Origin of the sequence: Pantoea ananatis PA13, from assembly GCF_000233595.1 — a bacterium.
Taxonomy (GTDB): domain Bacteria; phylum Pseudomonadota; class Gammaproteobacteria; order Enterobacterales; family Enterobacteriaceae; genus Pantoea; species Pantoea ananatis.
Genome location: NC_017554.1, coordinates 837,113 through 859,976 on the forward strand (window position 1 = coordinate 837,113; position 22,864 = coordinate 859,976).

The following is a 22,864-nucleotide window of genomic DNA, read 5'->3' on the forward strand; positions in this document are numbered from 1 at the left end:
ACAGGTATGAAAAGTAATCAGCCGATTGTTAACCAGATCATTGCGTCACACAGTGGCAGAGGTCAGGTTTCAGCAGGTGAACTGATCACGGTAGATGTTGACTACGTCTATGTTCAGGATGGAAATTCACCGACCGTGGCAAAACTGTTTCAGGATTATCATCTGTCTGAGGTGCTAAAACCCGATAAAATCGGGTTCTTCTTCGACCATTCAGTTCTGGTACCTGATAAAACCATGGCTAAACGTGTCAACGAGGCCATGGAATTTGCAAAAAAACTTGGAATAAACATCTATTCACGAGGGGAGGGAATTAGTCACGTCATTGCCCTGGAGAGTAAAATATTTAAACCCGGCAATATAGTGCTGGGCGCAGATTCCCATACTTGTACAGGGGGGGCCGTACAGTCTTTAGCGCTGGGAATGGGGGCTTCGGATATTCTGGTTGCTATGTTAACAGGACAAACGTGGTTGAAAGTCCCTCAAACAGTCCATTTGTGTATTAAGGGTAAAACGGGAAAAGATGTGCGGGCAAAAGATGTCATGTTGGCACTTTTAAATAAGTACGGACAAACACCATTTCTTTATAAATCGATCGAAGTTTCAGGGGAATGGGCAGAAGAGCTAACGCTTGACGAAGCTGCAAGTTTTGCAAGTATGGCTGTTGAGTTAGGAGCCAAATGCATATTTATGCCAGATGGGCAAGGCAGGCCTGAGGGGCTATTGAAGGCGGATGCCTCAGTGGCAGACAGTGTCATCAATTTTTCTGTATCAGAATTAATGCCCCATATCGCACCACCTCACAGTCCTTTGTATGCTAAACCTGCAAATGACTTTGAGGGTCTGAAATTTGATTATATTTTCATTGGAAGCTGTACTAACAGCAGACTTGAAGATATCAAAGAGGTGGCCGAAATTGTTGCTGGTAAAACAATACATCCCGATATTCACTGCCTTCTGACGCCAGGATCGAAAAGTGTTTATCTAAAAGCTCTCCAGGCGGGATATATCGATACGCTTATCCGCTCGGGCATTATTGTCACCCCACCGGGTTGTGGAGCTTGTGTGGGTACCCAAGGAACCATTCCTGCGGATGGGGAGAAAGTATTAAGTACGATGAACCGCAATTTTAAGGGAAGAATGGGGAATGCTGAGGCAGACATCTTTTTATGTTCTCCACGAACTGCAGCGATGGTTGCATTGAACGGCACTGTTCCACATTTTGAGGGAGAGTCCGCATATGAGTAAAACTGCTGAAAATTATCGCGTCAGACGCGTGGAAGGGAACATCTCGACCGACGATATTATACCTGCGCGCTATAAACATATGTATACCGAGCCGGCCCAGCTGGCACCGCATCTTTTTGAGAGCCGTTTTCCCGGATTTAGGGAAACGCTCAGTATCAATGATGTGCTTGTATGTGATCAAATATTCGGTATAGGGAGTTCGCGGGAGCAGGCAGTAACAACTCTGTTGGCATGTGGTGTTAAATATGTATTTTCCCCTTCTTTCGGGAGGATTTTTTTTAGGAACTCTTGGAATTTGGGTTTACATGCGATTGAGGTCGATACGAGTGAACTTGCAGATTTAAGTGAAATTAAAATAGAACTGACTGGAGGGGTAATTTATACAGAAAATAATCAAATAAATTTTTTCCCTCCCAGCTCGCAGATGACGGCAATTGTCAGTGCAGGTGGCATAATACCCTACACCATAAATAAAATTATGGAAAAAAAAGGTGATATTTTAAGAGGTTATAGCAATGAAAAGTGAAAAGTTTGATGGTTTGGCTGATAACTATGATAAATATCGTCCCCGTTATCCTGCAATCCTTTTCAAGGAAATCCATGACTGGATGCAGCCGTCTGCCAAAAATATATACGATATTGGCGCAGGCACAGGTATTGCTATTGAAGGTATGACACGTGTCACTGGAAAACACTATGATTTCACGGCGATAGATATTTCTGAAGATATGATAAAAAAAGGAAGGGAAAAACTGCCTGGTACGACTTGGGTTAAAGGAAAAGCGGAAGATATTCTTTCTGATAAAAGCCGTATTGACGTCATTATGGCGGCACAGTCCTTCCAATGGATGGATAGAGCTAAAACATTAGAAGTTTCGATAAAATCTTTAAATAAGGGCGGGGTTTTTGCAGTTTTGCAAAACAATCGAGATTACAGAAATAATGAAATGCTTAACAAATATGAAGGTTTGCTAGAGAAATTTAGTCCAGGTTACAGCAGACATTATCGCGACTATGACTATGAAAATGAAATCACCAATGTTTTTAAATTGCCTATTGCTAACTTTAAGAAAGTCGTCACAGGGTGGACTATGGAAATGATTTCAGAAGATTTTTTTGGATTCATTTCTTCCTCAACCCAGGTACAAAGAGCTATTGAGAACGATCGTAATGGATTCTGGAAGGAGATTGAAATCTTGATTGACGAACACTCAGTTGGTGGAAAAATTAGCATAGATTATATAAGTGAGTTATTTATAGCTAAGAAGCGTGATGATTCATAGCATGACGATTCAGGACATCAGCATTGAACAAGCTTCGTATGAAGATGCGAAGCTGTTAAGAAAGGCTTTAGAAAAAGTTTACGAACCTTATACACTGAATTTCTCACCTACCGCTTTGCAGTTTACTGAAAATATCATTGCTCAGGAATCCTCGAAGTGGCTAGTCGCGAAATACAAGTCAGACATTGTGGGGGCAGTGAGATATGAACTTTATGATATTTATCTGGACTTCCATTTTCTCTGCGTCACACCACCATTCAGAAAAATGGGAGTAGGGAATGAATTATTTCATAAACTGAAGAAAATAGCGTATGAAAAAAGAAAGGATTTTATGAAGATCGTTTTGCGAGATTCGCTAAGCTATAACCGACGCTATTTTGAAAGTAAAGGATTTTACTTTTATCATAAATACCAGACAAATATGCATAGTGTATTTATTTTAAAATTAAACGGTGAAAAGCCATGAATAAAAAAGCATTGGTTATTGGGTTGAAAAGTAATATGGAAAGAGTCATCAAAGGGCTCAATGAGATAGAATTTATTATTATTGACAGAGGAACACTGGATAACGAAAGTATAGATTATATCATTAATCTTTCAGATGATTTAATGCATAAAAAATCATTCAGTTATGTTATAGCCAGTTCTGAGGATTTTATCGCTTTGGCTGGGTTATTGCGTAATCGTTATTCACTTTATGGTGAAAAATATTATAAAAGTACAATTGCAACCAATAAATTCCTGATGCGTAATTTTTGCTCAGGTTTTTTATCCTGTCCAAAGTTCTGGCTATCAGGTGAGATCATCAATTCAGAGAATCTTTTACTGTCATCCCAGAAAGATTACATCGTAAAACCTCTTACAGGTAGTTCTGCAAAACATGTCGAAACAGTCACACAGGAAGACTTAAACCAATATCTTAATGAAAATAACAAATTGATGTTAATTGAAGAAAAGGTTTTAATGAGAGATGAATATCATCTTGATTGTATAATCAAAGACGGTAATATCCTCTTTTCAACACTGTCAATTTACGACAGGCCTATACTCGAGGCAAAAAGTAAAAACAGAGCCAGTATCAACTTACCCGATGGCACACGGCTTCATGAAGATGCCTTAATACTTGCCACGAATTTGCAAAGTCATTTTGAAATGACTAATGGCGTTTTTCATATTGAAATGTATCATACTCAGGATGGATTTATACTCGGTGAGTTTGGTATCCGCCCTCCCGGAGCGGGTGTGACCGATATGTATTATATGTATAGAGGCGTCGATTTCTGGGAGGCATTTATTTATTCTCAGATTGATAAAGAATTTATTTTACCCCTAAATCATAAGTCCGATAAATATTGTGCTGCTATTGGGATATGTTCTTCTTTCCCGGTCGATGATATCAGAAGTACGTCAAAAGTATCCGTGGATAAATATGTAAATTTGCGTGAGAATGCTGCTAAACCCGCAGTTCCCAGTTCAACGTCTTTTAATCATATGATTTATGTTTCTTCATCATCCTTAGAAGAAATAAGGAATTTTTTGCATGATATTTCTGACAGACAAGAGTAAGATTCGATATGTTAAAATATGAAACCAAAAAAAACGCTTTCTTCCAGATATACAATTTTCTTTCATGCTCGGCTGAAGGGATTCAGACGGTTATATTTTTGTGGCTTATATATCATGAAACTCATAGTCCGATGCTTGTCAGTCTGACTATAGTTTCTTCATATCTTCCATCAGCCGTATTAGGATTCTTTTTCCTCAAAAAAGCTGATGCGAGCAGTCCTGGAAAACAGTTATTTATCAGTAATGTTTCTCTTAGTGCCATATCGCTAATTGTCTATTTTATTTTAATGAGAAATGAGGGTTTTGAACTAATCACGCTCAGTATCTTTTATTTGGCACAGGCCGTATTATCTGTTGTCAAAATGTTTAATAAGACATCCCAAAATCGCATTATCAGAACAGCATTCAGTAATAGTGATGCAATAAAAGCACTTCAGCTTGCCTCCTCTGGCATGCAGGCCGCTCAGGTTTTTGGCGCGGCCATAGGAGGATGGGCTATCAGTACGGGTTACTACATGCAAGCGCTCATGCTGACCTGCTGCATCTACCTTTTGAATATTTATATTTCGACACTTTTTGAGAAAGGGAATCCTGATAATAAAGACGCTGAGGTTATTGTGCAGATTCACTCTGTCACTAAGAAAAATGAATCCTTTACATATCTTTTTCGCAGTAAGGACTTTTTGTTACCCTTGATTTTTACTGTTCCATCAAGTGGAGCTTTACAATTTTTAAACACATCCCTTCCTTCATTATCTTCTCTATATGGTAATAGCGAGAAAATTTATCCAGTGCTGAATATGACTCTACAATGTGCTGTCATTATCTCGGGGATAGCAGCAGCACTCAATATGCTTTCTCTAAAGTCTTCATTACGGTTTTCTCTGTGTATTTCTGGCATCTGTCTGATTTTGATGTGTTTATCAACGAGAAATTATTATGCCGTATACTTTTTTTTATTTCTCACTTCTTTTTTTGTTTCATGGCATATGATTTCTATTAAGGTACTCACGAATCAAATGCCTGATATAGAAAATATTGGTAAATTCACAATGATGAGAAACTCAGTCGCTTCTGGTGTGAAAATTGTCTTTTCTATTTCGTCTGGTGCTTTTTTGACTTTTTACAGCATAACTACAACTTATCTAATACTTGCGATACTGCTTATTTTTTTCAATGTATTATGGGTTTGTCAGAGTCGCAGTTTTAACTATGAGGATTTAGGTGATGTTAAATTTCAAAAGTGATTTTTCTGAATTTATTACTGGTTTTTATCTTAAACAGTTTACTCATTTAAATACGCAGGAAAGAGAACATGTGCTTGAAACGCTTGGCGTCACACCCAGCGCAATCAATGAGTTTATAACATCAGAAGATATTTATATTACCTTACCTCATGCAAGTATGAATGTTTTTTTTCCAAGAGCGGGGGTCTCACGTTATGTCTACGATCTACAAAATAGTAACAAAAACGCGTTCCATTTAAGGTTTTTCTTGACCCATACCAACTTTAGCGATCTGAACTGGCGCCCTTATGCATGGTGGTTTAATAACGGCGGGAAAATAGATAAACTTACCTTTTTCACACGAAATAAAAAAAAGAAACATAATATCGTTTACTCGCTAAAACCAAATGAAATGCACTCTGCCTCTGTAGATCGACGTCTGCGTCATGACTTTGATACAAGTATGAAGTTTAAACGTATTTCTCTTAGCTTCATCTATATGACAGCCGTTCAAGAGGTCAATAGCGGTTTTGCACATAAAGGCCGTACCCTTTATCTCCCACTTGACGCATTTGTAGCTTTTATTATTCATCAGGCAAAAAACGATGTTATATCTTTTAATTTTTTAGAAGCTTTTTTAAGCCAGGCACAATGCAGAAGACTGAATGGCGAAGAATTGAGTTTTACCAGTGAATGGCGCGATGCATTTATCTTTGATAATTTTACAAACATTGCGCTGTTAAATTTTTTTCAGCCTGCAGCATTTGTGGGAGGCGAAAAAATGGATAACTACTGGCATCAGGTGATTGAAAAATGGAAAATGGCATTACCAAATCAATCTGAAGTTGAGTTTGCGTTACCCACTAATCTGGTCATGCCTGCCGTTCAAGAGTATATTTACCCTTATAAACCATCAAGCGATATAGCAGAACAGCTTATTAAAAATAACATCCCATACAGTCTTACCATGGCTATTCAGGAACATGATCTTTTTTCAAAGAAAGAATAATAAAACATAAACTAGAAATAACCTCTCATTTTGAAAAGGCGACATGGTTACCGGGTTGAAGGTTGTATATAAGAACCAGTTTAAAATATTTTAAAGTTACATGTCATTGCTCATTTAACATCATGCGATAACACCTCAACACTCATTGGAGCTCTATTATGCTAGATAAAAGTGCTTTTCGCCACGCAATGTCGCATCTTCCTACTGCAGTCACTATTGTAACATCAAGCGGCTCCTGCGGGGCTGCAGCATGTACAGTTTCATCCGTGTGTTCTGTCACCGACGACCCACCCACTTTACTCGTATGTATAAATCGTGCCTCCAATAACAATAGTGTTATAAGAAATAATGGCTCTTTGTGTGTCAGCATTCTTTCAGGAGAGCAAAGCAACATTGCAATGCAATGTGCTAATCATCAGGTTTCAGTTGAGGAGCGCTTAGCATTATTCGACGCAGACGTTCTGGTCACGGGGTCTCCTGCTGTAGTTGATTCCGTTTGCTGTTTAGATTGTCGTGTAGATAATATTGTGGAATCAGGAACCCACTCTGTCTTCTTTTGTCAGGTTCTTTCTTCTAAAGCTTTTGTGGGGAAAGATGCGCTGGTTTATTATTGCCGGAATTATCATCGTGTATCATAAGGCACTATGCCTAAAATGCTGTAATACTGTCTTTATTTCGTGGCATAAATATTCTGAGAAAAAACAGGCCGCATCATATTCATCAGATATAATCACCAGGTGTTAATATTCTTGTTTCTACATTAAAATAGAGTTGTAAGGTGTGTTTTTTTTAGGTGTTTAAATTATACCTTCCGTGTAAATATTAATTTTTTATTTGATTTTCACTTTCATTTAAATTCTGAATTTTTGCTTCCTTTTTCCTGAACCCATTATACCTGAATCCCAATTTAAATCAGATTCGGGAACCAGGTCAGGAAGTCAGGAAGGCCGTCAGCAGGAATCAGGGGATCTTCATCAACTATGTGTCCGTAATTAAGACGAAGGTTAAGCTGAGTTTTTACGTAATGCACTATAATTTTTGCAGAAGCCGTCTAATCATAATTCAGTAACATAAGAGGATTAGTCATCCTGATGTAATGCATAGGTACGATTCCTTAATAAAAAGGGAACCTTCCCAGAGTAAAATTATTTTTTTGAAGTGAGAATCAGGCACAAAATGCCAGATGAGTAAAACAGGTGTATGGGAGTGTGATGTGAAGTAGAAAAGGACCGGTGCTCTATTTTAAAGGTTAAACGGATTTGTTACCGCCCGATAGCGTCATCTCTCAGGTAATGATGACATTTGGATGTGGTTACCCCAAGGCGTTTCTCTCAATTCACTGGAACATAGGCAGTTGTTATGATGACAACAGCTAGCATTGATATCGTATTTTTTGATAAAACTAATGCCGATTTGTGGTCATTCTGGTCGTCTTGATGTAGTATTAATTCAGGTTTGGCTTACATATTAGACACTTGTTAGTAAAGGCGATTCCAGCCAAAGGACATGTATTGACGGCTTGCCGTCAGGCTCACAGTGCATGTATTATTATATTTAAGATATCGAAACTACATACTTATTTAGTGCGAGTTAGAAATTTAAATCTGGCATTTAGTTACTCTTTATAACCATTTTAGCTATTGAGTTAGTATTTTATAAACGTTCATTTTTCTATGGATGAAATTAAAGTAGCATAACTAAAGGTGTAAAATGATGAAAAGTTTAATTATTACGTCGCATTTTAATAGTGATTTATCCTCTATGGCATGCGATGAGTTTGGATTAAAAAGATCACTAATTTTCTATACTCCAAAAATAAATGAACTTAGCTTAGGTTTAAAATATGAGTACTACGATAAGATAGATTCTTACTCTGTAAGATTAATGGAGCTTGGGAATGAAATTGATTTTATATGGAGCACTTCCGGTTCTGAAATCAACTCGTTCGCTGAATTAAAAGCTGTTGAGTTGGCAGGATTAAGAAACATCTATCTAGGCATGAATGAAAATGCTTTTTCTACAGCTGCTTATAAAAGCATCACGCAAGAGTTAATGGCATTTTTGGGTGTTAGTATTCCCAAAGGGCTTCAATGTAACACAAAAAAAGAAATACATGATTTCCTTGAATATAATGGTGGAACTATAGTCTGTAAAGCTAACAATGGAGCAGGTGGTGTAAATCAATTTTATTGCCAAAGATTTGATGACATATATAAACTCCCTCATGAGGTAACTGATTGGTATGTAGAACAGTTTCTGAAAGGACTTGAGTTTTCTGTAAACGCTTATATGCTAAATGGGTTTTATATAGCCTCCCCGATAATGTTTAAAGGCGAAACTGATATTCATAGCGGGCACGCAATGGACAAATTCAGGTATATTAGCAAGCTAAAAAATAAAAGCTTAAATGAAAAAATAAATGCCATATTAAGTAAAATTAGTAATACCAATATCTTTAATGGATGGATAGAGGTTGAGTTTATAAAAACACATCAGGATTTGGTAGTTATAGAAATTAATGCGAGGTATAATGGAACAATCAGAGCTACTGGATATGCTTGTAATGAAAATTTATATCAATTGGATTTGGAAAGTAAAATTTATAATAAATTTTCTTCACAATTAAATCATGAAAACGAAGTCATTGAGATGCCAATTCATTTGAAACTTGAAACAGGTTTAAAAGAATTTGGTTTCGTCCAAAAAATGAAATCTCGAAAAACCAACACAGGAAGGGCCACAATATGGGGTGAAGATCAATGTGAACTATTAGAGAGGATCAAAAATACTGAATTAGAAATATACTCAGAAAGAATTATTCATGGCATAAATGAGAGTAAGGAGTTATTCGAAAAATATATTTAAATTTACATGTATTTGTAATATGCAGTTTTAAAATAGAAAACTATAAGTTTATTGGGGAAATAAAATAATTAACTGTATTATTTTGAGGTTGTCAAAAAAATTAGAATTAATTGATAAGTATGATGATTAATTATTATAGTAAACAGAGTGGGGTAGTAATTGATTAATTTAAAGATGGTTGCCCTCCCTGGTGTGGAATTAATTTTTTCAAAAAATGATCTATATTATTGGTTAGCTATGGTGAGACTATACGTGGTATTATATTTATTTAACTCGTAGGCAATGTTTTTGAAGGTCTGTAGATATTTAGATGTTCTGAGTTAATGGGAGTTTCGATGTTCAGAGGGGAGTTGTAATCTGCCTCAATGTTACTTCGCATTGATAAATATCATGTGTCTACGAATTGATGCCAATAATTGTTCATTTTGCCTCCCACAAATGCAGTTGGTATAAAAAGAGTTTAAAAGAACAATGTTTGTGATGTTATCAAAATTAAATGCTTCTTGCCATTAATAAGTTAGACTTAGCTCTTAACCATCAATTCTTCTGCAGCAAGCACTTTTTAAAAATTCATTTAAGATTTAATAATAGATAGTATCATATTTAGCTGTCAGCATCACGTCAAAGCGGACCATTCAACTTTAGAGATCTTTCGGCATAATAATTATTTTACCGGAGGAGATTGTCATGCGCAAAGCCCGATTCATCGAACACCAGATCTTTGCCGTTCTGAAGTCCGTGAAACATGTCTGCCGCGAAGTCGGAATTTCAGAGGCCTGTGATATCAAAAACATGAAAGACCTCGAAAATGTAAACCGCCGGCTAAAACCGATGTTTGTGGACCTGAGTCTCGAGTGTCGGCATTGAAAGACGTTATTTAAAATAAATGTTAAAACCAGCGATAAAGCGTCAGGTAGTCAGCTGTCTGACCGCGCAGTTTGCTATGAGATGACGTCATGCCTGCAGGATATTTTCGCTGAGCAGGACGGTATTTCGATATCAGCCGGATACGCGACGTGATGAGCCGGCCATTATGGCACTGACCGTGACGGCTGAACGCTATCCGCGATAAGGCTTTAAAAGCTTTTTCAGGTGCTGCGCATGCAGGGCAATAGCTGGAACCATAAGCGCGTTTACCGGATTTATTGCCTGCTGAACCTGAATTTTCGCCATAAGGGAAAACAGCGCTTTGCCGGTGAGTAATCCAGGCTCGCTGCCTACGCCAGAGGCAATGAACCAGAGCGGGTCCATCTATTTTATGCACGATGCGCTGGTATGCGGAAGACGCTTCCGGACCTAAAATGGGTTGGGTGATTTTAACAGCGAAGTACTGGCGTTCGAATTGACCTGAATATCACAGCCCAACGTGTCATCAGGGGACTGGACAGGATAGTGGCGAACCGCGGATATCCGCTGAGGGTGCGGATATGGTTAATTGCCTGGAGCGGGTCTCGCTGAGCTGGCACAATGGGCAGAAGAGCATGGTGTGATGCCAGAGTTTATCAGGCCTGGCAAGCTAACGCATAATGCCTTTGTCGAGCGATTCTGCGGGACGTACTGGACAGAAATACTGGGTTTTTATCTGTTCAGAACCCTGAATGAAGCACAGGAAATTCTAGAGCGCTGGCTGATGGAATATAAAAGCGAGCGCCCTCATGAATCCCTGAATAACCTGACGCCGGAAGAATACCGGCTGATAACTGAAAACCCGGAAATCTCAAAAAGTGCGTGGAACTAAAAAGGTGTACTTACAAGGGAGGAAGCCCGTAGCGATTTTTTTGATTACATCGAAATGTTCTATAACAGTAAGCGTCGGCATGGTTCGAGCGATCAGATGTCACCGACAGAATATGAAAACCAGTATTATCAACGGCTCAGAAGTGTCTGGATTATCCGTGGCGATTCATAGTGGTAAACTTGTTAAAAAAACTTTAAAAGAATATTAAAGTGAATCTTATTAATTTCTCTATGCTTGTGCTTATTATAGTCACTTCTTATCTCTTGAGAGATTTTTTTTAATTTTTAGATGTTATATTCAAACCCAGAAAAATAATCAGTTAAAATAAAAAACCTCTCCACATCAACTTTATACTCGCCTTCACTAAATATGACTTTCATTATATAAGTAGAGTCATCAAATTTATAAAGAGTGAAGTCCTATGGATTAATTGCAACTTTTACTGCACTCATTATAAATCCTCACCTGTCTAAAGCCATTTAGCTATGTAATCTTTACTTTTAACCATACCCTCTTTATTAACTACTGCTTCGAGATCACTTTGGGGTAATTTTACTCTACGTATCCATTATTCGTCAGCACTGTAGTAGTCAACTAAAACTGGCAACCGCATAAGCATTTATCTCTGGCAGCTGAAACATTGGCTGGTTGTTGAGACAACAATAATAATGCCGTTAAAGCGAAATAACTCCAACCTAAATTCCCCTTCGGCTCAATGCCCCTTACCTTAAGCTCTTTCCGCAGTACCCGCTTTATCCACGTCGCCAGGTTGACGTCACCATCCTCACACGCCTGTTCTTCGAGCTGCGTCCGAAACTCGTGAGAAAGTCGGATTTGGTACTGATTTGTTTTGGTCTTTTCCTTAGAGATTGTCATCCCATCATCCTTGTTATGAGAGAGGTACACACTTCAATGACTGGGCATGATGCAACAAAAAGAGTGAAGCCCGGTCATGCTGAAATCGAACCGAGTTGCTGACCACACCGTAAAGATGAACCATGCGCCATAACGTGTAAATGATTAAGGTTGCCATGACGAACAGCGGAAATCTGACATGGATGACAAAAATGGGAATCTCTTTCCAAAAACATGCTGTCTGTTCATCACGATGATAAAATCCGTCAGGTGCACAACCCTGTGCACCTGTCCTCTCACGTCACCCGCTTCTGGCTTCGCAGCAGCGCCAGGCCGCTCAGCACCGACATCGCCATCAGGTAATAGCCGGGAGCCAGGCTGGTGCCGGTGGCGGTGATCAACAGCGTGCAGATCAGCGGCGCAAATCCGCCAAATACCGTCACCGCCACGTTATAGCTGATCGCCATGCCGCTGGCGCGCGTGCCCATAGGAAACAGATCGGCCATGACCGAGGGTACCGTGGAGAAGTAAATCGACTTGAGCAACGCCATCCAGCAGACCAGCACGATCAGCGTGGTGGGCGTGGTGTGATTCACCACCAGCTTAAAGGCAGGGTAGATGGTGACAATCAGTAAAATCAGCGATCCCCACATCAGCGGAACCCGGCCCACGCGCTCTGCCCACAGGCCCATAATCGGCGTCACCACGGTCAGGATCACCCCCGCCAGCAAGGTGGCGGTAAAGGCCACAGAGCCGGGCAGGTGGAGATTGCGGGTGGCGTAGGTCGGCACATAGTTGAGCATGTAGTTAACCGCCGTAGAGATAACCATCAGGCCAATCGCCAGCAGCATCAGCTCTTTCTGGCGACCAAACAGGCGCTTAAGCGGGGCGACCTCGGGCTGCCGGGTGGCGAAGCTGGCAGGTTCATGTACGTGGCGGCGAATATAGATCCCCAGCGGGCCGATCAGCAGACCAAAGGCAAAAGGAATGCGCCAGCCCCAGTCCTGGATCTCGCTTTCCGTCAGGATTTTCGTTAATCCCAGACCAAAGGCCGATGCCATCAGGGTACTTGCCCCTTGCGTGGCGAACTGCCAGCTGGCGATAAAGGCTTTGCGCTCGGGAAAATGCTCGACCAGAAACGCCGTCGAGCTACCAAATTCGCCACCGGCAGAGAAGCCTTGTATCAGACGCGCCAGCAGAATCAACAAGGGCGCAGCCAGACCAATGTGTTCGTAGCCCGGCATAAACGTAATGATGGCACCGCCCAGCATCATCAGATTGATGGAGAGCAGTAGCGCTTTTTTACGCCCGTGGCGATCGGCATAGTTACCCAACACAATCGCGCCCAATGGCCGGATCAGGAAGGAGACACCGAAACTGCCGAAGGTCAGCAGCATAGAAACGGACGGATCGCTGGTCGGGAAAAACGCATGGGCAATATAGCTGGCAAAAAAGCCGTAAACCGCAATATCAAACCACTCCAGCGCGTTACCGATGCAGGTGGCGAAAAGGGTTTTATGCAGGCTGGGTTTATTCGCGTGCAGCGGTGCAGCGGTGTTGAACGTGCTCATGCGGCACCTACGGCATGTTGACGATGCTTCGCCACCAGTTCGCGGCCTTGCTCGCCTAAGTCCCATAACAGTCGGGTCATGATTTGCAGACCTTCACGCGCAATCGACTTCAGCATATGTTCGTTCACGCCGTGTTGGCCGCAGGCGGGATAGGAGTGCGGCACCCACAATGTGGGCAGGCCGAGGATGTCAGAAAACACCTCGTTGGGCAGCGAACCACCCAGGTTGGGCAGCAGAGCCGGTTTCTTACCGCTGGTTTCGGCGATGCTGGCCAGCACCCAGTCGACCAGCGGATCGGTGGGATCAAGGCGGGTTGCCGGCGATCCGCGCAGGAACTCGACCTTCACATAGCCAAAGCCGTGCTGCGTCAGATGTTCGCTGACGTGCTGCGCCAGCTTTTCCCAGTCGGTGCCTACCACAAAGCGCAGCTGACAGACGGCCGTTGCCTCACCCGGAATGGCGTTCATCGGGCGCGCAGGATTGCCGGTCAGGAAGGCCAGCACTTCCAGAGTGTTCCAGCCGTACAGGCGTTCCGTTGGCGTTAATGCGGGTTCGCCCCAGTTCGGATCGATCTCGGGATCGCCCGGCATCCCGCCCACGTTGATCTGGCTGAGAATGTCACGTACCTGCGGCGACAGTGAGTCAGGCTTCAGTGCTTCCACCTGAAGTACGCCCTGTGCGTTAACCAGCGCGGCAATGGCGTTGGCCAGCTGCGTGCCGGGATTGCTCAGCAAACCGCCCCAGTTGCCAGAGTGATAGGCGTTATCACGGGCCGTCACCGTCAGGCGGAAATTCACGGCACCGCGCGATCCCAGAAACAGGGTAGGTTGCACCGCATTCAGGCGCGGGCCATCCGAGGCGATAAACAGATCGGCTTTCAGCAGATCGCCGTGCTGCCGGCACAGCTGCGCCAGGCCGGGTGAGCTGATCTCTTCGCCCATCTCAAACAGCAGCTTGCAGTTGAAGCCCAGACGTCCGCCGCGTGCGAGAAACACCTGTTCCAGCGCGGCCAGATTCACGCAGTGCTGACCTTTATTATCTGCGCTGCCGCGGGCATACCAGCGATCGCCCTCTTCAACGAGCTGCCAGGGCATTAATCCTTCACGCCAGTTTTCATCATCGCCGAACACCACATCGCCATGGCCGTAACTCAGCAGCGTAGGGAGCGCAGGATCTTCGATGCGCACCGCCACCAGAAAAGGACGATGGGCCGCTTCGGCGTTCTCGATGAAGTGGAGGGTGAAACCCAACGCACTTAGCTGTGGGCCGATTTCGTCGTGTAAATAGTGGTGTAATTCACTGTCGCGATCCTGGCGCTGGCTCTCAGTTCGCTGCGAAACGCGGCGCGCCAGAACCTGCTGAAATTCCCCACTGTCGAACCAGGCGGTGGCCTGGTCTACCGCTTGTTGGGCTGTCATGTTTGCTCGTCTTTTATTCGTATTATGGTTTTCCCATCATTTCCGAAACGCTGCTTTGCCACAATTATCAATTTATCGAGTAAGATTTGCTTTTAAAGCAAAGCTGCCTGCCCGTTTTCGAGGCATGCACCAGCAAAAGGCGTTCGCATGATCAGTAATGAAATCCGCTATTTTCTTGCCGTCGCCAATGCCGGATCGCTCAGTGCGGCAAGCGAGCAGCTGTTTATTGCGGTATCGGCGATCAGTCGTCAAATTCAGCGGCTGGAGGCGCAGGTGGGCGTGCCGCTGTTTGATCGCCACGCGCGCGGCATGGTGCTGAATGAAGCCGGGGAAATTTTTGCCCATCACGTGCGCAAAAATATGCTGGATATGGAATACGCGCTGGCGGAAATCAAAGGATTAAAAGCAGTACGCCGCACCCTGATTCGACTGGTCTGTACCGATGGCCTGGCCTTCACGTTGCTGCCCCGCATGATCGCCGCATTTCGGGAGAATAATCCCGGCATCCTTTTTGAGATCAAGGTCGCCAGCCCACAGGGCGTATCAGAACTGATACGTAATGGCGACTGCGACCTGGCGCTGCAGTTCAGCCTGCACGCTGAGCACGGGGTTGAGATCCTCGGTTCCTGGCCTGCACCGGTGCTGTTAGTCATGCATCAGGGTCATCCACTGGCCAGCGCGCCGCAGGTAACGCTCAGCGATATCAGCCACTATCCACTGGCACTGCCGCAGCAAAACACCACGGTACGACAGCTGTTCGAGCTGGCAAGCCATATGAGCGGCAATCTGATTGAACCGGTCGTGACCTGCGACAATTTCTCAACCCTGTTCCAGTTCCTGCTGCATACGCCATTAGCCGTCACCATTTGCAGTGCGTTCAGCGTGATACAGGAAGCCGAAGCGCACGGACTGGTTTTGCGCTCCGTCGGCATCGATCAATTAAGCCAGCGCAATCTGCAGTTGCAGGTGCCTTCCGGCCGGCCCCGTAGCGCCGCGCTGGAGGTATTTCTAGCGTTTGCGCGGCAGCAACTGAACGCGCTGGACGAGTCGCTGACCATACAACCCGACCGTTAGCCCGATAATAATCAACAGCAGAGCAAGCATTTTTTGCGGTGAGATATGCTCGCCGAATATCATCATGGAACCTAAAATCCCGAAGACCGGCACCAGTAGTGAAAGCGGTGCGACTGTGGAAACCGGATACTGCTTGAGTAACGAATTCCATATCCAGTAGCCGAAAAGTGTATTGGGATAGACCTGGAACAAAACAGACAACAACGCGCGGTTGTCCATGTGGCTAAACATCTCTGTAAAGCCGCTGCTACCGTTAACCAGCCAGTCCAGGCCAAAAAGCGGTAGCGGCGAAAATGCGCTCGACCATACCAGAAAGGCGAATACCTGTTTTGTGCCTGCCTTTTTAATAATGATGTTGGCGACGCTCCAGGCAAGCGCACCGGCCATGACCAGCAGCATACCGCTCAGTGTAACCGAGCCATCCGTTACAAAAACAATGCTCAGTAAACCCGCACAGGCGATAACAAAACCGGTGATTTGATAGCGACTGAGGCGCTCCCGGAATATCAGGCTGCCCAGCAATAAGGTAAAAAAAGCGCTGAACTGCAGCGCAAGCGATGCTATCCCGGCAGACAAGCCTGTTTTGATTCCCAGATTGACCAGCCCCCACAAGCCGATGCCAAAAATCAGGCCGTAACCGATGAGGTAACGCCACGGCACATCGGGCTTTTTGATAAAAAAAAGGGCAGGCAGGGCACTCAGCGTGAAGCGAATGGCTGCCAGTATGAAGGGATCGATAGTGTGCAGGCCAAGTTTAATGACGGAAAAGTTTACGCCCCAGATTGCGGTAACCAGGATGGCGAGCAGAAGATGTGGGTATTTCATGATTAACGGGATCCTGACCAGATAAGAAAGGCACACGCGCTGACCGAGGCACCGGCAAGGCAGACGGCCTGCCATCCCCAGTAGGCATACAGTTGCGTTGCAATGAGGGCGCCTGCTGCGCTGCCCAGCGAATAAAAACACATATAAGCACCGACCAGACGGCTTGCTGCTGCGGGTCTGGCTGCAATGATGAGGCTCTGACTGGAGACATGAACGGCCTGCACCGCAAAGTCCAGCGCGATGATGCCTGCCACCAGCCAGCACAAAGAGTTTTCGACATATGCGACAGGCAGCCATGAGAACACCAATAGTGCCAATGCTAACCCTGTTGTGCGTTGGGCAAATCCTCTGTCAGCCCACTTGCCCGCGCGTGATGCCGCGAGCACGCCAGCCATTCCGGCTAAGCCAAACATACCTGTCTGGGTATGTGTCAGGGAAAGTGCCGTAAGTGGCATTACCATGGTTGTCCACAGCATGCTGAAAGCCGCGAAGATCAGGAGCGCAATCATCCCACGTTTTCGCAGTTGAGGTTCCGTGATAAACAACCGAAAAACCGACTTCAGCAGGGAGAGGTAACTGGGCCTGCAGGGCCGTGGCGGGGGCGATGGCATCACTTTCCAGACGAAACAGGTAATCAGCAACATCAGGCAGGCAGAGGTGAGATAAACAGCCCGCCAGCCGGCGATATCGGCAATGGCGCCTGAGATAAAACGGGATAACAGGATGCCTGTAACAATTCCGCTGGTCAGGGTGCCAATCACCTGGCCTCGTTTTTGTGGTGTCGCCAGTCTCGCTGCCCACGCTACGATAAGCTGCACCACCACGGCCATCAGGCCAATAACCAGCACGGCGCAGAGCAGGACCGTGACACTGCGTGATAACCCCGCCATAACTAACGCCACAACGGAGAATAACAACTGCGTCATCACTACGCGTTTAGGGTTCATCCAGTCCCCGAGCGGCACCAGAAAAAGCAAGCCGATGGCATAGCCCGCCTGTGTGGCAGTAACAATGCTGCCGATCATAGCGGGCGAGACTTTCAGGCTTGTCGCCATCGACTGGAGTAACGGTTGCGCAGAATACACATTGGCTACCGCCAGTGCACAGGTCAATGAAAATAGCATCGTCATCCCTGAACTCAGCGCAGTGACACTGGTCGATGCGGTTTTCGTCCCGTCATTGCGACACGTACTTGCCTTACCTGCCATAAGGTGCCTTTATTCTGGTTTCTTTTTAAAACTAGGTTGCTTATAGAAGTAACAAGAGTGGTTTTTTTTTGCAACTGTTAAATGCGGGAATTAAGCTTACATCAGTAGACAGACTGACAGGGAGAACACCCATGGCAAAACAGGAATCGCTAAGAACCAGCGAATGTCCCGTTGCGCGGACGCTGGAATCGATTGGTGAGCGCTGGTGCATGATGATTATCCGCGAGGCATTTGATGATGTGCGGAGATTCAGTGAGTTTCAAAAAAACCTGGGGCTTGCCAAAAACATCCTGGCTTCGCGCCTGAAACATCTGGTCGATATCGGCGTGTTCGACATTTTGCCAGCATCGGATGGCAGCGCCTACAGGGAATACGTCCTGACGGAAAAGGGGCGTTCCGTTTTCCCCATTGTTGTGGCGATGCGGCAATGGGGAGAGCGTTATATGTTTGAACAAGGGGAAACCTATTCTGTTCTGCTTGATAACGAACAGGGTAAGCCGGTTCAGTTTTTGGATGTGCGCTCCTCTCAGGGAAACAAACTGCAACCGGGCGACTGCCACCGCAGGCGCGTCGTTTCTGATAAAACCGCCGGGTGAATTGCTGAAATACCCGCAGTAAAAGGATGCAAAGCGCCTGAAGGTTATGGCGCAGCCTTTGATGGCTAACAGCTCGCTTACAAGGGGGCTATACCGCGCCGTGGTCACACCATGATATCTCTCGTTAGATAGTGTAAAGGACGTAAAAGGCTGTAAACAGGCGCGTTTTTTACCTGTGACACGCTTATCATTCCTGCTATGCGTTACTGTCACTCTGACGGTCATATGCCGATATAACAGAGAGCGGTGCACATACTGACCTGAACATTCATCTGCAAAGGAGAACCACCATGGATTCTTTCTTTCCTGAGGATGTCATTGATACCCTCAGTAAAACGTTCTGGCAGCGCGTCAGTGCGATGAAAGGGCTTATCGAACGTCACCAGAGTTTTCGCCTGCTGTGGTTTGGCGAGGCGCTGAAGCGTAACCGTAACTGGAAGGACATCACTGCCGAACAGGCCGTTAATCGGGCGATTAGCGAAAGTCATGGGCTGCCGCTGTCCGACGTTAAAAAAATGACGATTGCCCAGAAGTGGGTGGCGCTGGTGCCGGTGAGAAAAGCGCTTTATTCCCGCCCGGATGGCAAAGCGTTTCAGTGGCTGGTGGAAAAGAAACTGGACGAGCTTGATCGTCCTTGTCGCTTTTCGGCCTAACGGCTTTCCCCTAAATGAGTCCGTAGGGAGAACACCGATGCTTAGCACAGCGCCTGACGGTAATTAATAACGCCCCGGATATCAGCCTGTCTCTGTATCCGGGGCGGTTATACTGCATGACGCCTCAGATGGTGGCGCAAAAGGTGATCAATATTCGTCATGCCCCGCGCAGCGTTGAGATGACGGTTTACTGACTGGAACGCGATCATCCACGGGGCATCGTCAGATAACATTGAGCACTATCATCCCTTAAACGTCCTCATTACGGCACAGGCGATTACCAACTCTTAAGCGCCTGTGCCGTTAGCGGCTTTTTGAAACGAAAACGGCATGGTCGGCCGTATGGCGATTTTCATCATCAAGCCAGCCCTTAAGATCATGCTCGATCTGCTCCAGGCTTCTGTTACGGGTTTCCGGCACGCATTTGATGCCAAAAATGGCACCAAAGAGTCCAATGGCGGCGAAAATAAAGAACGTACTCGCCAGACCGACCCAGACAAGAAGAAGAGGGAAGAAAAGAGAGATCAGGAAGTTCGCTATCCACATGGCGAATACGGCACCGCCCATAAAGATGCCACGCAGTCGCGTCGGAAATATCTCTGACAATAACAACCATGTCACGGTTGATAAGGCACCCTGCTGGAAACTGAGAAACATCAGCATGCCCGCCAGTACCCTATAAGGCCGTAGCGCATCTGGCTGACCATTAACCGTTTCAGGCAGCAGATAGCTCACCATACCGATAAAGATTAGGCAGGCGGTGCAACCAAACTGTCCCGTCATCACCATGGTTCGGCAACCCACTTTACCCAGCATCCAGATCCTAACGAACGTCATCAGGACGGACACCACGCCATTGGCGATGGTGGCAAAAAGCGCGGCGTTATACTACATACCGACTGACTCCAGCACGGTGGGGGCATAATACATAATGGTGTTAACGCCGGTTAGCTGCTGGATGGCTGATCTCCACTAATAACCTAACCCGCGATAATCAGGTACTGGCCTGACACCGGCAAAAGATTCACACCTGACTGTCGCTGTCCTCGCAGGGTGCTTAAGGGCATTTAAATGAAATGAAATTTCCATTTCATCAGGGATGCATTTTTTCACGTGAACCTGCCCATTCTTGTCAGGAAAAGAATAATGAACAGTTAGTTGTTAATTAAGAGAAATGGTGGGGTTTATTCTTTATTTTCTGGGTTATTTAACCGGGCGTTAACGTATTTGCGAGTGTCATCAAAGAACTTTATTTTCCTTTTAATCTAAAATGAAATAAATATTTTTATTATCCCATTGGGTTCGCTTGATGTTACCGGGTTCAGGAGAGTCGCATGACCATCGCCGCAGAACGTTTTTGTATTAACAGAAAGATCGCCCCCTCGCTGAGCATTGAAGCCTTCTTCAGGCTGGTGAACGGTTTAGGGTTGAATAAGGTGGAACTTCGTAACGACTTGCCCAGCGGTAACGTGATGGACAACCTGAGTGCTGCCCAGGTTTGCGCACTGGCTGAACGTTATGGCATTGACATTATTACCATAAATGCCGTTTATCCCTTCAATCAGCGTACGGAACAGGTTCGCCAACTGACCGAATCCTTGCTGGCCGATGCGAAAGCGGTGGGGGCGCGTTCGCTGGTGCTTTGTCCCCTGAACGACGGCTCGTCGGTTGCGCCAGAGGTAACATTAAACGCACTGCGCGATTTGGCACCGCTGTTCGCGACCTATGGAATAACCGGACTGGTTGAGCCACTCGGCTTCCCACAAAGCTCGCTGCGTTCGGCAGCGCAGGCGCAGAAGCTTATTCGCGATGCCCATGTTCCCTTTAAATTATTAATCGACACCTTCCATCATTATCTCTATCCCGATGCTGACGCCGAATTCAGTCAGGTGGATATCGCCCAAATTGGTCTGGTTCACCTGTCGGGCGTGGAGGACAAACGTCCGCGTGAAAGCCTGACAGATGCCGAGCGCATAATGTTGACGCCGGAAGATCGCCTGTTCACCTGTCGCCAGGTTAAACAGCTTGAAGAACGAGGCTATAAAGGCATTTATGCCTTTGAACCTTTTGCGCCAGAACTGGCGGACTGGGATGAGAACAAGATTCAGCATGAAATTAAAAACAGCATCCAACTGATTCAACATTCCTTGAAGTAAAGCGCCTCGCCTGTGAGGTTTAACCCGCTGATTTATCGATGATATCTCATGCATCTTCGGTTCGCAGAAACAGCATTATGAGGAACAGCCAACAGGGCGTAGAAGTAAACGCGCCCAGGCTTCGTTGATGCACTTACGGGCAATTATGCCCGTAAGTGTGATTCATCATCTGTCCGCTCTGAGAGACGACAAATTTCCCGGCAGAAAGGCAGGATGTTTTACTCTGTCGCTATCGGCGTAGCATTTTCGTCAATCTTCGTATCGCCCTGAATCGCCTGGATGCGTTTTTCCACCGCATTCACCTGCTCGCTGTTATGCAGCAAGGTATAGGTCAGATCGAAGGTTGCACTCGCGCCCGGTGCCAGCTGTTTCACGCGCTTCTGTTCTCGTTCAATGGTCACCGGATAGGCATAGTTGGTGCCGGGCTCAATCCCGGTGACATAGCCTTGTTTCAGCGTATCGGTATTTTTCCACAGGGTCAGCAGCGGCAGCTGTTGAGTATCAAACTGGATAGAGGCACCTTTGTTTCCGGCTTTATTCACTACGGCGGCGAGGGTCTGATGATCCTTGTCAGACAGCGGCTTGATGTTAAACACCATTTCATCGAAGTCTTTTGTAGGGCCTTGATAAGTTTGCCAGTTTTTCAAACCGGCTTTGGCATAGTCATTAAACGGACTGATTTGCGACATCGGGGCGAGAAACCGTGCGCCTTCTTCCAGAATTGGCGTGCTGAAGTTGCTGTGATAGATAATCTCGTAATCGTGTGGGTAATCGGAATGGTTGGTCAGCACGTCATGCAGGCTGAACTGATTGCTGCCCGGTACATAGCGCAATTCCGTCCACGTCTGGAGATCGGCTTTCTTGAAGGTGCTCTCTTTGATCAAACCGCGGATGCGGATTTCGTGCGGGGCCGCATCCGCCACCTCGACTTCAAGCTGTGAGACCGGCGTGTTTCCAGCTTTGCCGTGCAGCGTATAGATGCGGCCTTTGTCGTTAACAGGATGGCCGGTCCATTCATAGCCGCAGCGCACCATCATCTCGTTGAACCCTTCCAGCCAGCCCAGGCCATTGCGACTTTCAAGGTTGATAAAAGCGGGATTCACCACCTCTTTAACCGGTGAATCCCAGCCCAGTCGGGTGCCAAAGCCTTCCACGCGGAGCAGGTTCATTCCCCGGGTGGGAACGAGCGTGATGGTCAGGCCATCCTGACTTCGAATCTCCAGGATCTTACTGCCTTCCTGCTTACCGCCGTGCAACACTTTCTGCTCAATGCTGAACGGCTTGCCCTGGAATTTCAGCTCGCTGCTGTTAACCTGCCAGTTTCCTTTGTCTGTGCCTTGTTCAGCACTCGTCAGCACCCAGGTTTTGGCAGACGCAGAACCAGAAATCATCACGGCTAATACCGTCAGTGCGAGTTTTGTCTTCATCATTTACCCCTTTAGCTGAATCGTTTTTTCAATCATCAGAGGAATTTACTGATTCGGACGTAACGGAAACGTGATTTTCCTCACCTGCTGGAAAATGAGGAAGGATTAAGCGTGTTAGTGGGATGTTGCTCACATTTAAAATGCTTTTT

The 22,864-nt window shown here is 45.5% G+C and carries 19 protein-coding genes and 3 pseudogenes; 15 read left to right on the plus strand and 7 right to left on the minus strand.

Annotation, left to right across the window (positions count from 1 at the left end; translation table 11 throughout):
• The first annotated feature begins 6 nt into the window (after positions 1 to 6).
• The 11 genes and pseudogenes from PAGR_RS04080 to PAGR_RS22950 form a co-directional block, all read left to right on the plus strand.
• The gene (locus PAGR_RS04080; protein ID WP_014605075.1) at positions 7 to 1,245 is read left to right on the plus strand and encodes a 3-isopropylmalate dehydratase large subunit; all 1,239 of its coding nucleotides are present in this window, start codon (positions 7 to 9) and stop codon (positions 1,243 to 1,245) included.
• The gene (locus PAGR_RS04085; protein ID WP_014605076.1) at positions 1,238 to 1,771 is read left to right on the plus strand and encodes a LeuD/DmdB family oxidoreductase small subunit; all 534 of its coding nucleotides are present in this window, start codon (positions 1,238 to 1,240) and stop codon (positions 1,769 to 1,771) included. Before PAGR_RS04080 ends, PAGR_RS04085 begins: the two co-directional genes overlap by 8 nt.
• Positions 1,761 to 2,528, plus strand: a complete 768-nt coding sequence (locus PAGR_RS04090; protein WP_013027156.1) for a class I SAM-dependent methyltransferase — start codon at positions 1,761 to 1,763, stop codon at positions 2,526 to 2,528. The genes PAGR_RS04085 and PAGR_RS04090 overlap by 11 nt, the downstream gene beginning before the upstream one ends.
• A 1-nt stretch (position 2,529) precedes the next feature.
• Entirely contained in the window at positions 2,530 to 2,994 is a 465-nt protein-coding gene (locus PAGR_RS04095) for a GNAT family N-acetyltransferase (protein WP_158279691.1), read from the plus strand.
• The gene (locus PAGR_RS04100) at positions 2,991 to 4,094 is read left to right on the plus strand and encodes an ATP-grasp domain-containing protein (protein ID WP_013027154.1); all 1,104 of its coding nucleotides are present in this window, start codon (positions 2,991 to 2,993) and stop codon (positions 4,092 to 4,094) included. The genes PAGR_RS04095 and PAGR_RS04100 overlap by 4 nt, the downstream gene beginning before the upstream one ends.
• Before the next feature lie 8 nt (positions 4,095 to 4,102).
• Entirely contained in the window at positions 4,103 to 5,341 is a 1,239-nt protein-coding gene (locus PAGR_RS04105; protein ID WP_014605078.1) for an MFS transporter, read from the plus strand.
• Positions 5,322 to 6,329 carry a hypothetical protein gene (locus PAGR_RS04110; RefSeq protein ID WP_014605079.1) on the plus strand — a complete coding sequence of 336 codons (1,008 nt, stop codon included), beginning with the start codon at positions 5,322 to 5,324 and terminating at the stop codon, positions 6,327 to 6,329. The genes PAGR_RS04105 and PAGR_RS04110 overlap by 20 nt, the downstream gene beginning before the upstream one ends.
• A gap of 158 nt (positions 6,330 to 6,487) precedes the next feature.
• Positions 6,488 to 6,967: a flavin reductase gene (locus PAGR_RS22940; protein WP_013027151.1), complete on the plus strand. Its 480-nt coding sequence runs from the start codon at positions 6,488 to 6,490 to the stop codon at positions 6,965 to 6,967.
• A 1,072-nt stretch (positions 6,968 to 8,039) separates the two neighbouring features.
• Positions 8,040 to 9,194, plus strand: a complete 1,155-nt coding sequence (locus PAGR_RS04115) for an ATP-grasp domain-containing protein (protein WP_013027150.1) — start codon at positions 8,040 to 8,042, stop codon at positions 9,192 to 9,194.
• A 687-nt stretch (positions 9,195 to 9,881) separates the two neighbouring features.
• A pseudogene (locus PAGR_RS23470) lies at positions 9,882 to 10,932 on the plus strand (integrase core domain-containing protein).
• Between the two features lie 12 nt (positions 10,933 to 10,944).
• Positions 10,945 to 11,103, plus strand: a pseudogene (locus PAGR_RS22950) (IS3 family transposase); the annotation flags it as partial.
• 423 nt (positions 11,104 to 11,526) lie between these two features.
• On the opposite strand, the gene PAGR_RS04135 reads toward PAGR_RS22950, so the two are convergent.
• The 3 genes from PAGR_RS04135 to PAGR_RS04145 all read right to left on the minus strand — a co-directional run bounded on the left by PAGR_RS04135 (position 11,527) and on the right by PAGR_RS04145 (position 14,776).
• Positions 11,527 to 11,808, minus strand: a complete 282-nt coding sequence (locus tag PAGR_RS04135) for a hypothetical protein (RefSeq protein WP_014605081.1) — start codon at positions 11,806 to 11,808, stop codon at positions 11,527 to 11,529.
• Positions 11,809 to 12,083: 275 nt separating this feature from the next.
• Complete coding sequence (locus PAGR_RS04140) at positions 12,084 to 13,358, minus strand: MFS transporter (RefSeq protein ID WP_014605082.1); 1,275 nt, start codon at positions 13,356 to 13,358, stop codon at positions 12,084 to 12,086.
• Entirely contained in the window at positions 13,355 to 14,776 is a 1,422-nt protein-coding gene (locus PAGR_RS04145; protein WP_014605083.1) for a M20 family metallopeptidase, read from the minus strand. The genes PAGR_RS04140 and PAGR_RS04145 overlap by 4 nt, the downstream gene beginning before the upstream one ends.
• Before the next feature lie 147 nt (positions 14,777 to 14,923).
• Between PAGR_RS04145 and PAGR_RS04150 the strand changes: the two genes are divergently transcribed.
• Positions 14,924 to 15,850: a LysR family transcriptional regulator gene (locus PAGR_RS04150; protein ID WP_013027144.1), complete on the plus strand. Its 927-nt coding sequence runs from the start codon at positions 14,924 to 14,926 to the stop codon at positions 15,848 to 15,850.
• On the opposite strand, the gene PAGR_RS04155 is transcribed toward PAGR_RS04150, so the two are convergent.
• Both PAGR_RS04155 and PAGR_RS04160 read right to left on the minus strand, forming a co-directional pair.
• Positions 15,785 to 16,675: an EamA family transporter gene (locus PAGR_RS04155; RefSeq protein ID WP_014605084.1), complete on the minus strand. Its 891-nt coding sequence runs from the start codon at positions 16,673 to 16,675 to the stop codon at positions 15,785 to 15,787. The genes PAGR_RS04150 and PAGR_RS04155 overlap by 66 nt on opposite strands.
• Before the next feature lie 2 nt (positions 16,676 to 16,677).
• A complete protein-coding gene (locus PAGR_RS04160) occupies positions 16,678 to 17,805 on the minus strand; it encodes an MFS transporter (protein WP_161610951.1) in 1,128 nt (375 codons plus the stop codon).
• A gap of 209 nt (positions 17,806 to 18,014) precedes the next feature.
• On the opposite strand from PAGR_RS04160, the gene PAGR_RS04165 reads away from it, so the two are divergent.
• Both PAGR_RS04165 and PAGR_RS04170 read left to right on the plus strand, forming a co-directional pair.
• Entirely contained in the window at positions 18,015 to 18,479 is a 465-nt protein-coding gene (locus tag PAGR_RS04165) for a winged helix-turn-helix transcriptional regulator (protein WP_014594538.1), read from the plus strand.
• A gap of 290 nt (positions 18,480 to 18,769) precedes the next feature.
• The gene (locus PAGR_RS04170; RefSeq protein WP_014605086.1) at positions 18,770 to 19,132 is read left to right on the plus strand and encodes a hypothetical protein; all 363 of its coding nucleotides are present in this window, start codon (positions 18,770 to 18,772) and stop codon (positions 19,130 to 19,132) included.
• Positions 19,133 to 19,435: 303 nt separating this feature from the next.
• Here the strand turns inward: PAGR_RS04170 and PAGR_RS04175 are convergent.
• Positions 19,436 to 20,098, minus strand: a pseudogene (locus tag PAGR_RS04175) (MFS transporter); the annotation flags it as partial.
• A gap of 368 nt (positions 20,099 to 20,466) precedes the next feature.
• Between PAGR_RS04175 and PAGR_RS04180 the strand changes: the two are divergent.
• Entirely contained in the window at positions 20,467 to 21,288 is an 822-nt protein-coding gene (locus PAGR_RS04180; RefSeq protein WP_014605087.1) for a TIM barrel protein, read from the plus strand.
• 218 nt (positions 21,289 to 21,506) lie between these two features.
• Here PAGR_RS04180 and PAGR_RS04185 read toward each other — a convergent pair whose 3' ends face one another.
• The gene (locus tag PAGR_RS04185) at positions 21,507 to 22,715 is read right to left on the minus strand and encodes an aldose 1-epimerase family protein (protein ID WP_026020904.1); all 1,209 of its coding nucleotides are present in this window, start codon (positions 22,713 to 22,715) and stop codon (positions 21,507 to 21,509) included.
• Between the last annotated feature and the right edge of the window lie 149 nt (positions 22,716 to 22,864).

Coding starts and splice junctions, on each gene's coding strand:
- PAGR_RS04105 (WP_014605078.1), top strand. CDS start 4,103: ATGTTAAAATATGAAACCAAAAAAAACGCTTTCTTCCAGATATACAAT.
- PAGR_RS04110 (WP_014605079.1), top strand. CDS start 5,322: ATGTTAAATTTCAAAAGTGATTTTTCTGAATTTATTACTGGTTTTTAT.
- PAGR_RS04080 (WP_014605075.1), top strand. CDS start 7: ATGAAAAGTAATCAGCCGATTGTTAACCAGATCATTGCGTCACACAGT.
- PAGR_RS04155 (WP_014605084.1), bottom strand. CDS start 16,675: ATGAAATACCCACATCTTCTGCTCGCCATCCTGGTTACCGCAATCTGG.
- PAGR_RS04170 (WP_014605086.1), top strand. CDS start 18,770: ATGGATTCTTTCTTTCCTGAGGATGTCATTGATACCCTCAGTAAAACG.
- PAGR_RS04165 (WP_014594538.1), top strand. CDS start 18,015: ATGGCAAAACAGGAATCGCTAAGAACCAGCGAATGTCCCGTTGCGCGG.
- PAGR_RS04135 (WP_014605081.1), bottom strand. CDS start 11,808: ATGACAATCTCTAAGGAAAAGACCAAAACAAATCAGTACCAAATCCGA.
- PAGR_RS04185 (WP_026020904.1), bottom strand. CDS start 22,715: ATGAAGACAAAACTCGCACTGACGGTATTAGCCGTGATGATTTCTGGT.
- PAGR_RS04100 (WP_013027154.1), top strand. CDS start 2,991: ATGAATAAAAAAGCATTGGTTATTGGGTTGAAAAGTAATATGGAAAGA.
- PAGR_RS04150 (WP_013027144.1), top strand. CDS start 14,924: ATGATCAGTAATGAAATCCGCTATTTTCTTGCCGTCGCCAATGCCGGA.
- PAGR_RS04085 (WP_014605076.1), top strand. CDS start 1,238: ATGAGTAAAACTGCTGAAAATTATCGCGTCAGACGCGTGGAAGGGAAC.
- PAGR_RS04160 (WP_161610951.1), bottom strand. CDS start 17,805: ATGACGATGCTATTTTCATTGACCTGTGCACTGGCGGTAGCCAATGTG.
- PAGR_RS04095 (WP_158279691.1), top strand. CDS start 2,530: ATGACGATTCAGGACATCAGCATTGAACAAGCTTCGTATGAAGATGCG.
- PAGR_RS04115 (WP_013027150.1), top strand. CDS start 8,040: ATGATGAAAAGTTTAATTATTACGTCGCATTTTAATAGTGATTTATCC.
- PAGR_RS04145 (WP_014605083.1), bottom strand. CDS start 14,776: ATGACAGCCCAACAAGCGGTAGACCAGGCCACCGCCTGGTTCGACAGT.
- PAGR_RS04090 (WP_013027156.1), top strand. CDS start 1,761: ATGAAAAGTGAAAAGTTTGATGGTTTGGCTGATAACTATGATAAATAT.
- PAGR_RS04140 (WP_014605082.1), bottom strand. CDS start 13,358: ATGAGCACGTTCAACACCGCTGCACCGCTGCACGCGAATAAACCCAGC.
- PAGR_RS04180 (WP_014605087.1), top strand. CDS start 20,467: ATGACCATCGCCGCAGAACGTTTTTGTATTAACAGAAAGATCGCCCCC.
- PAGR_RS22940 (WP_013027151.1), top strand. CDS start 6,488: ATGCTAGATAAAAGTGCTTTTCGCCACGCAATGTCGCATCTTCCTACT.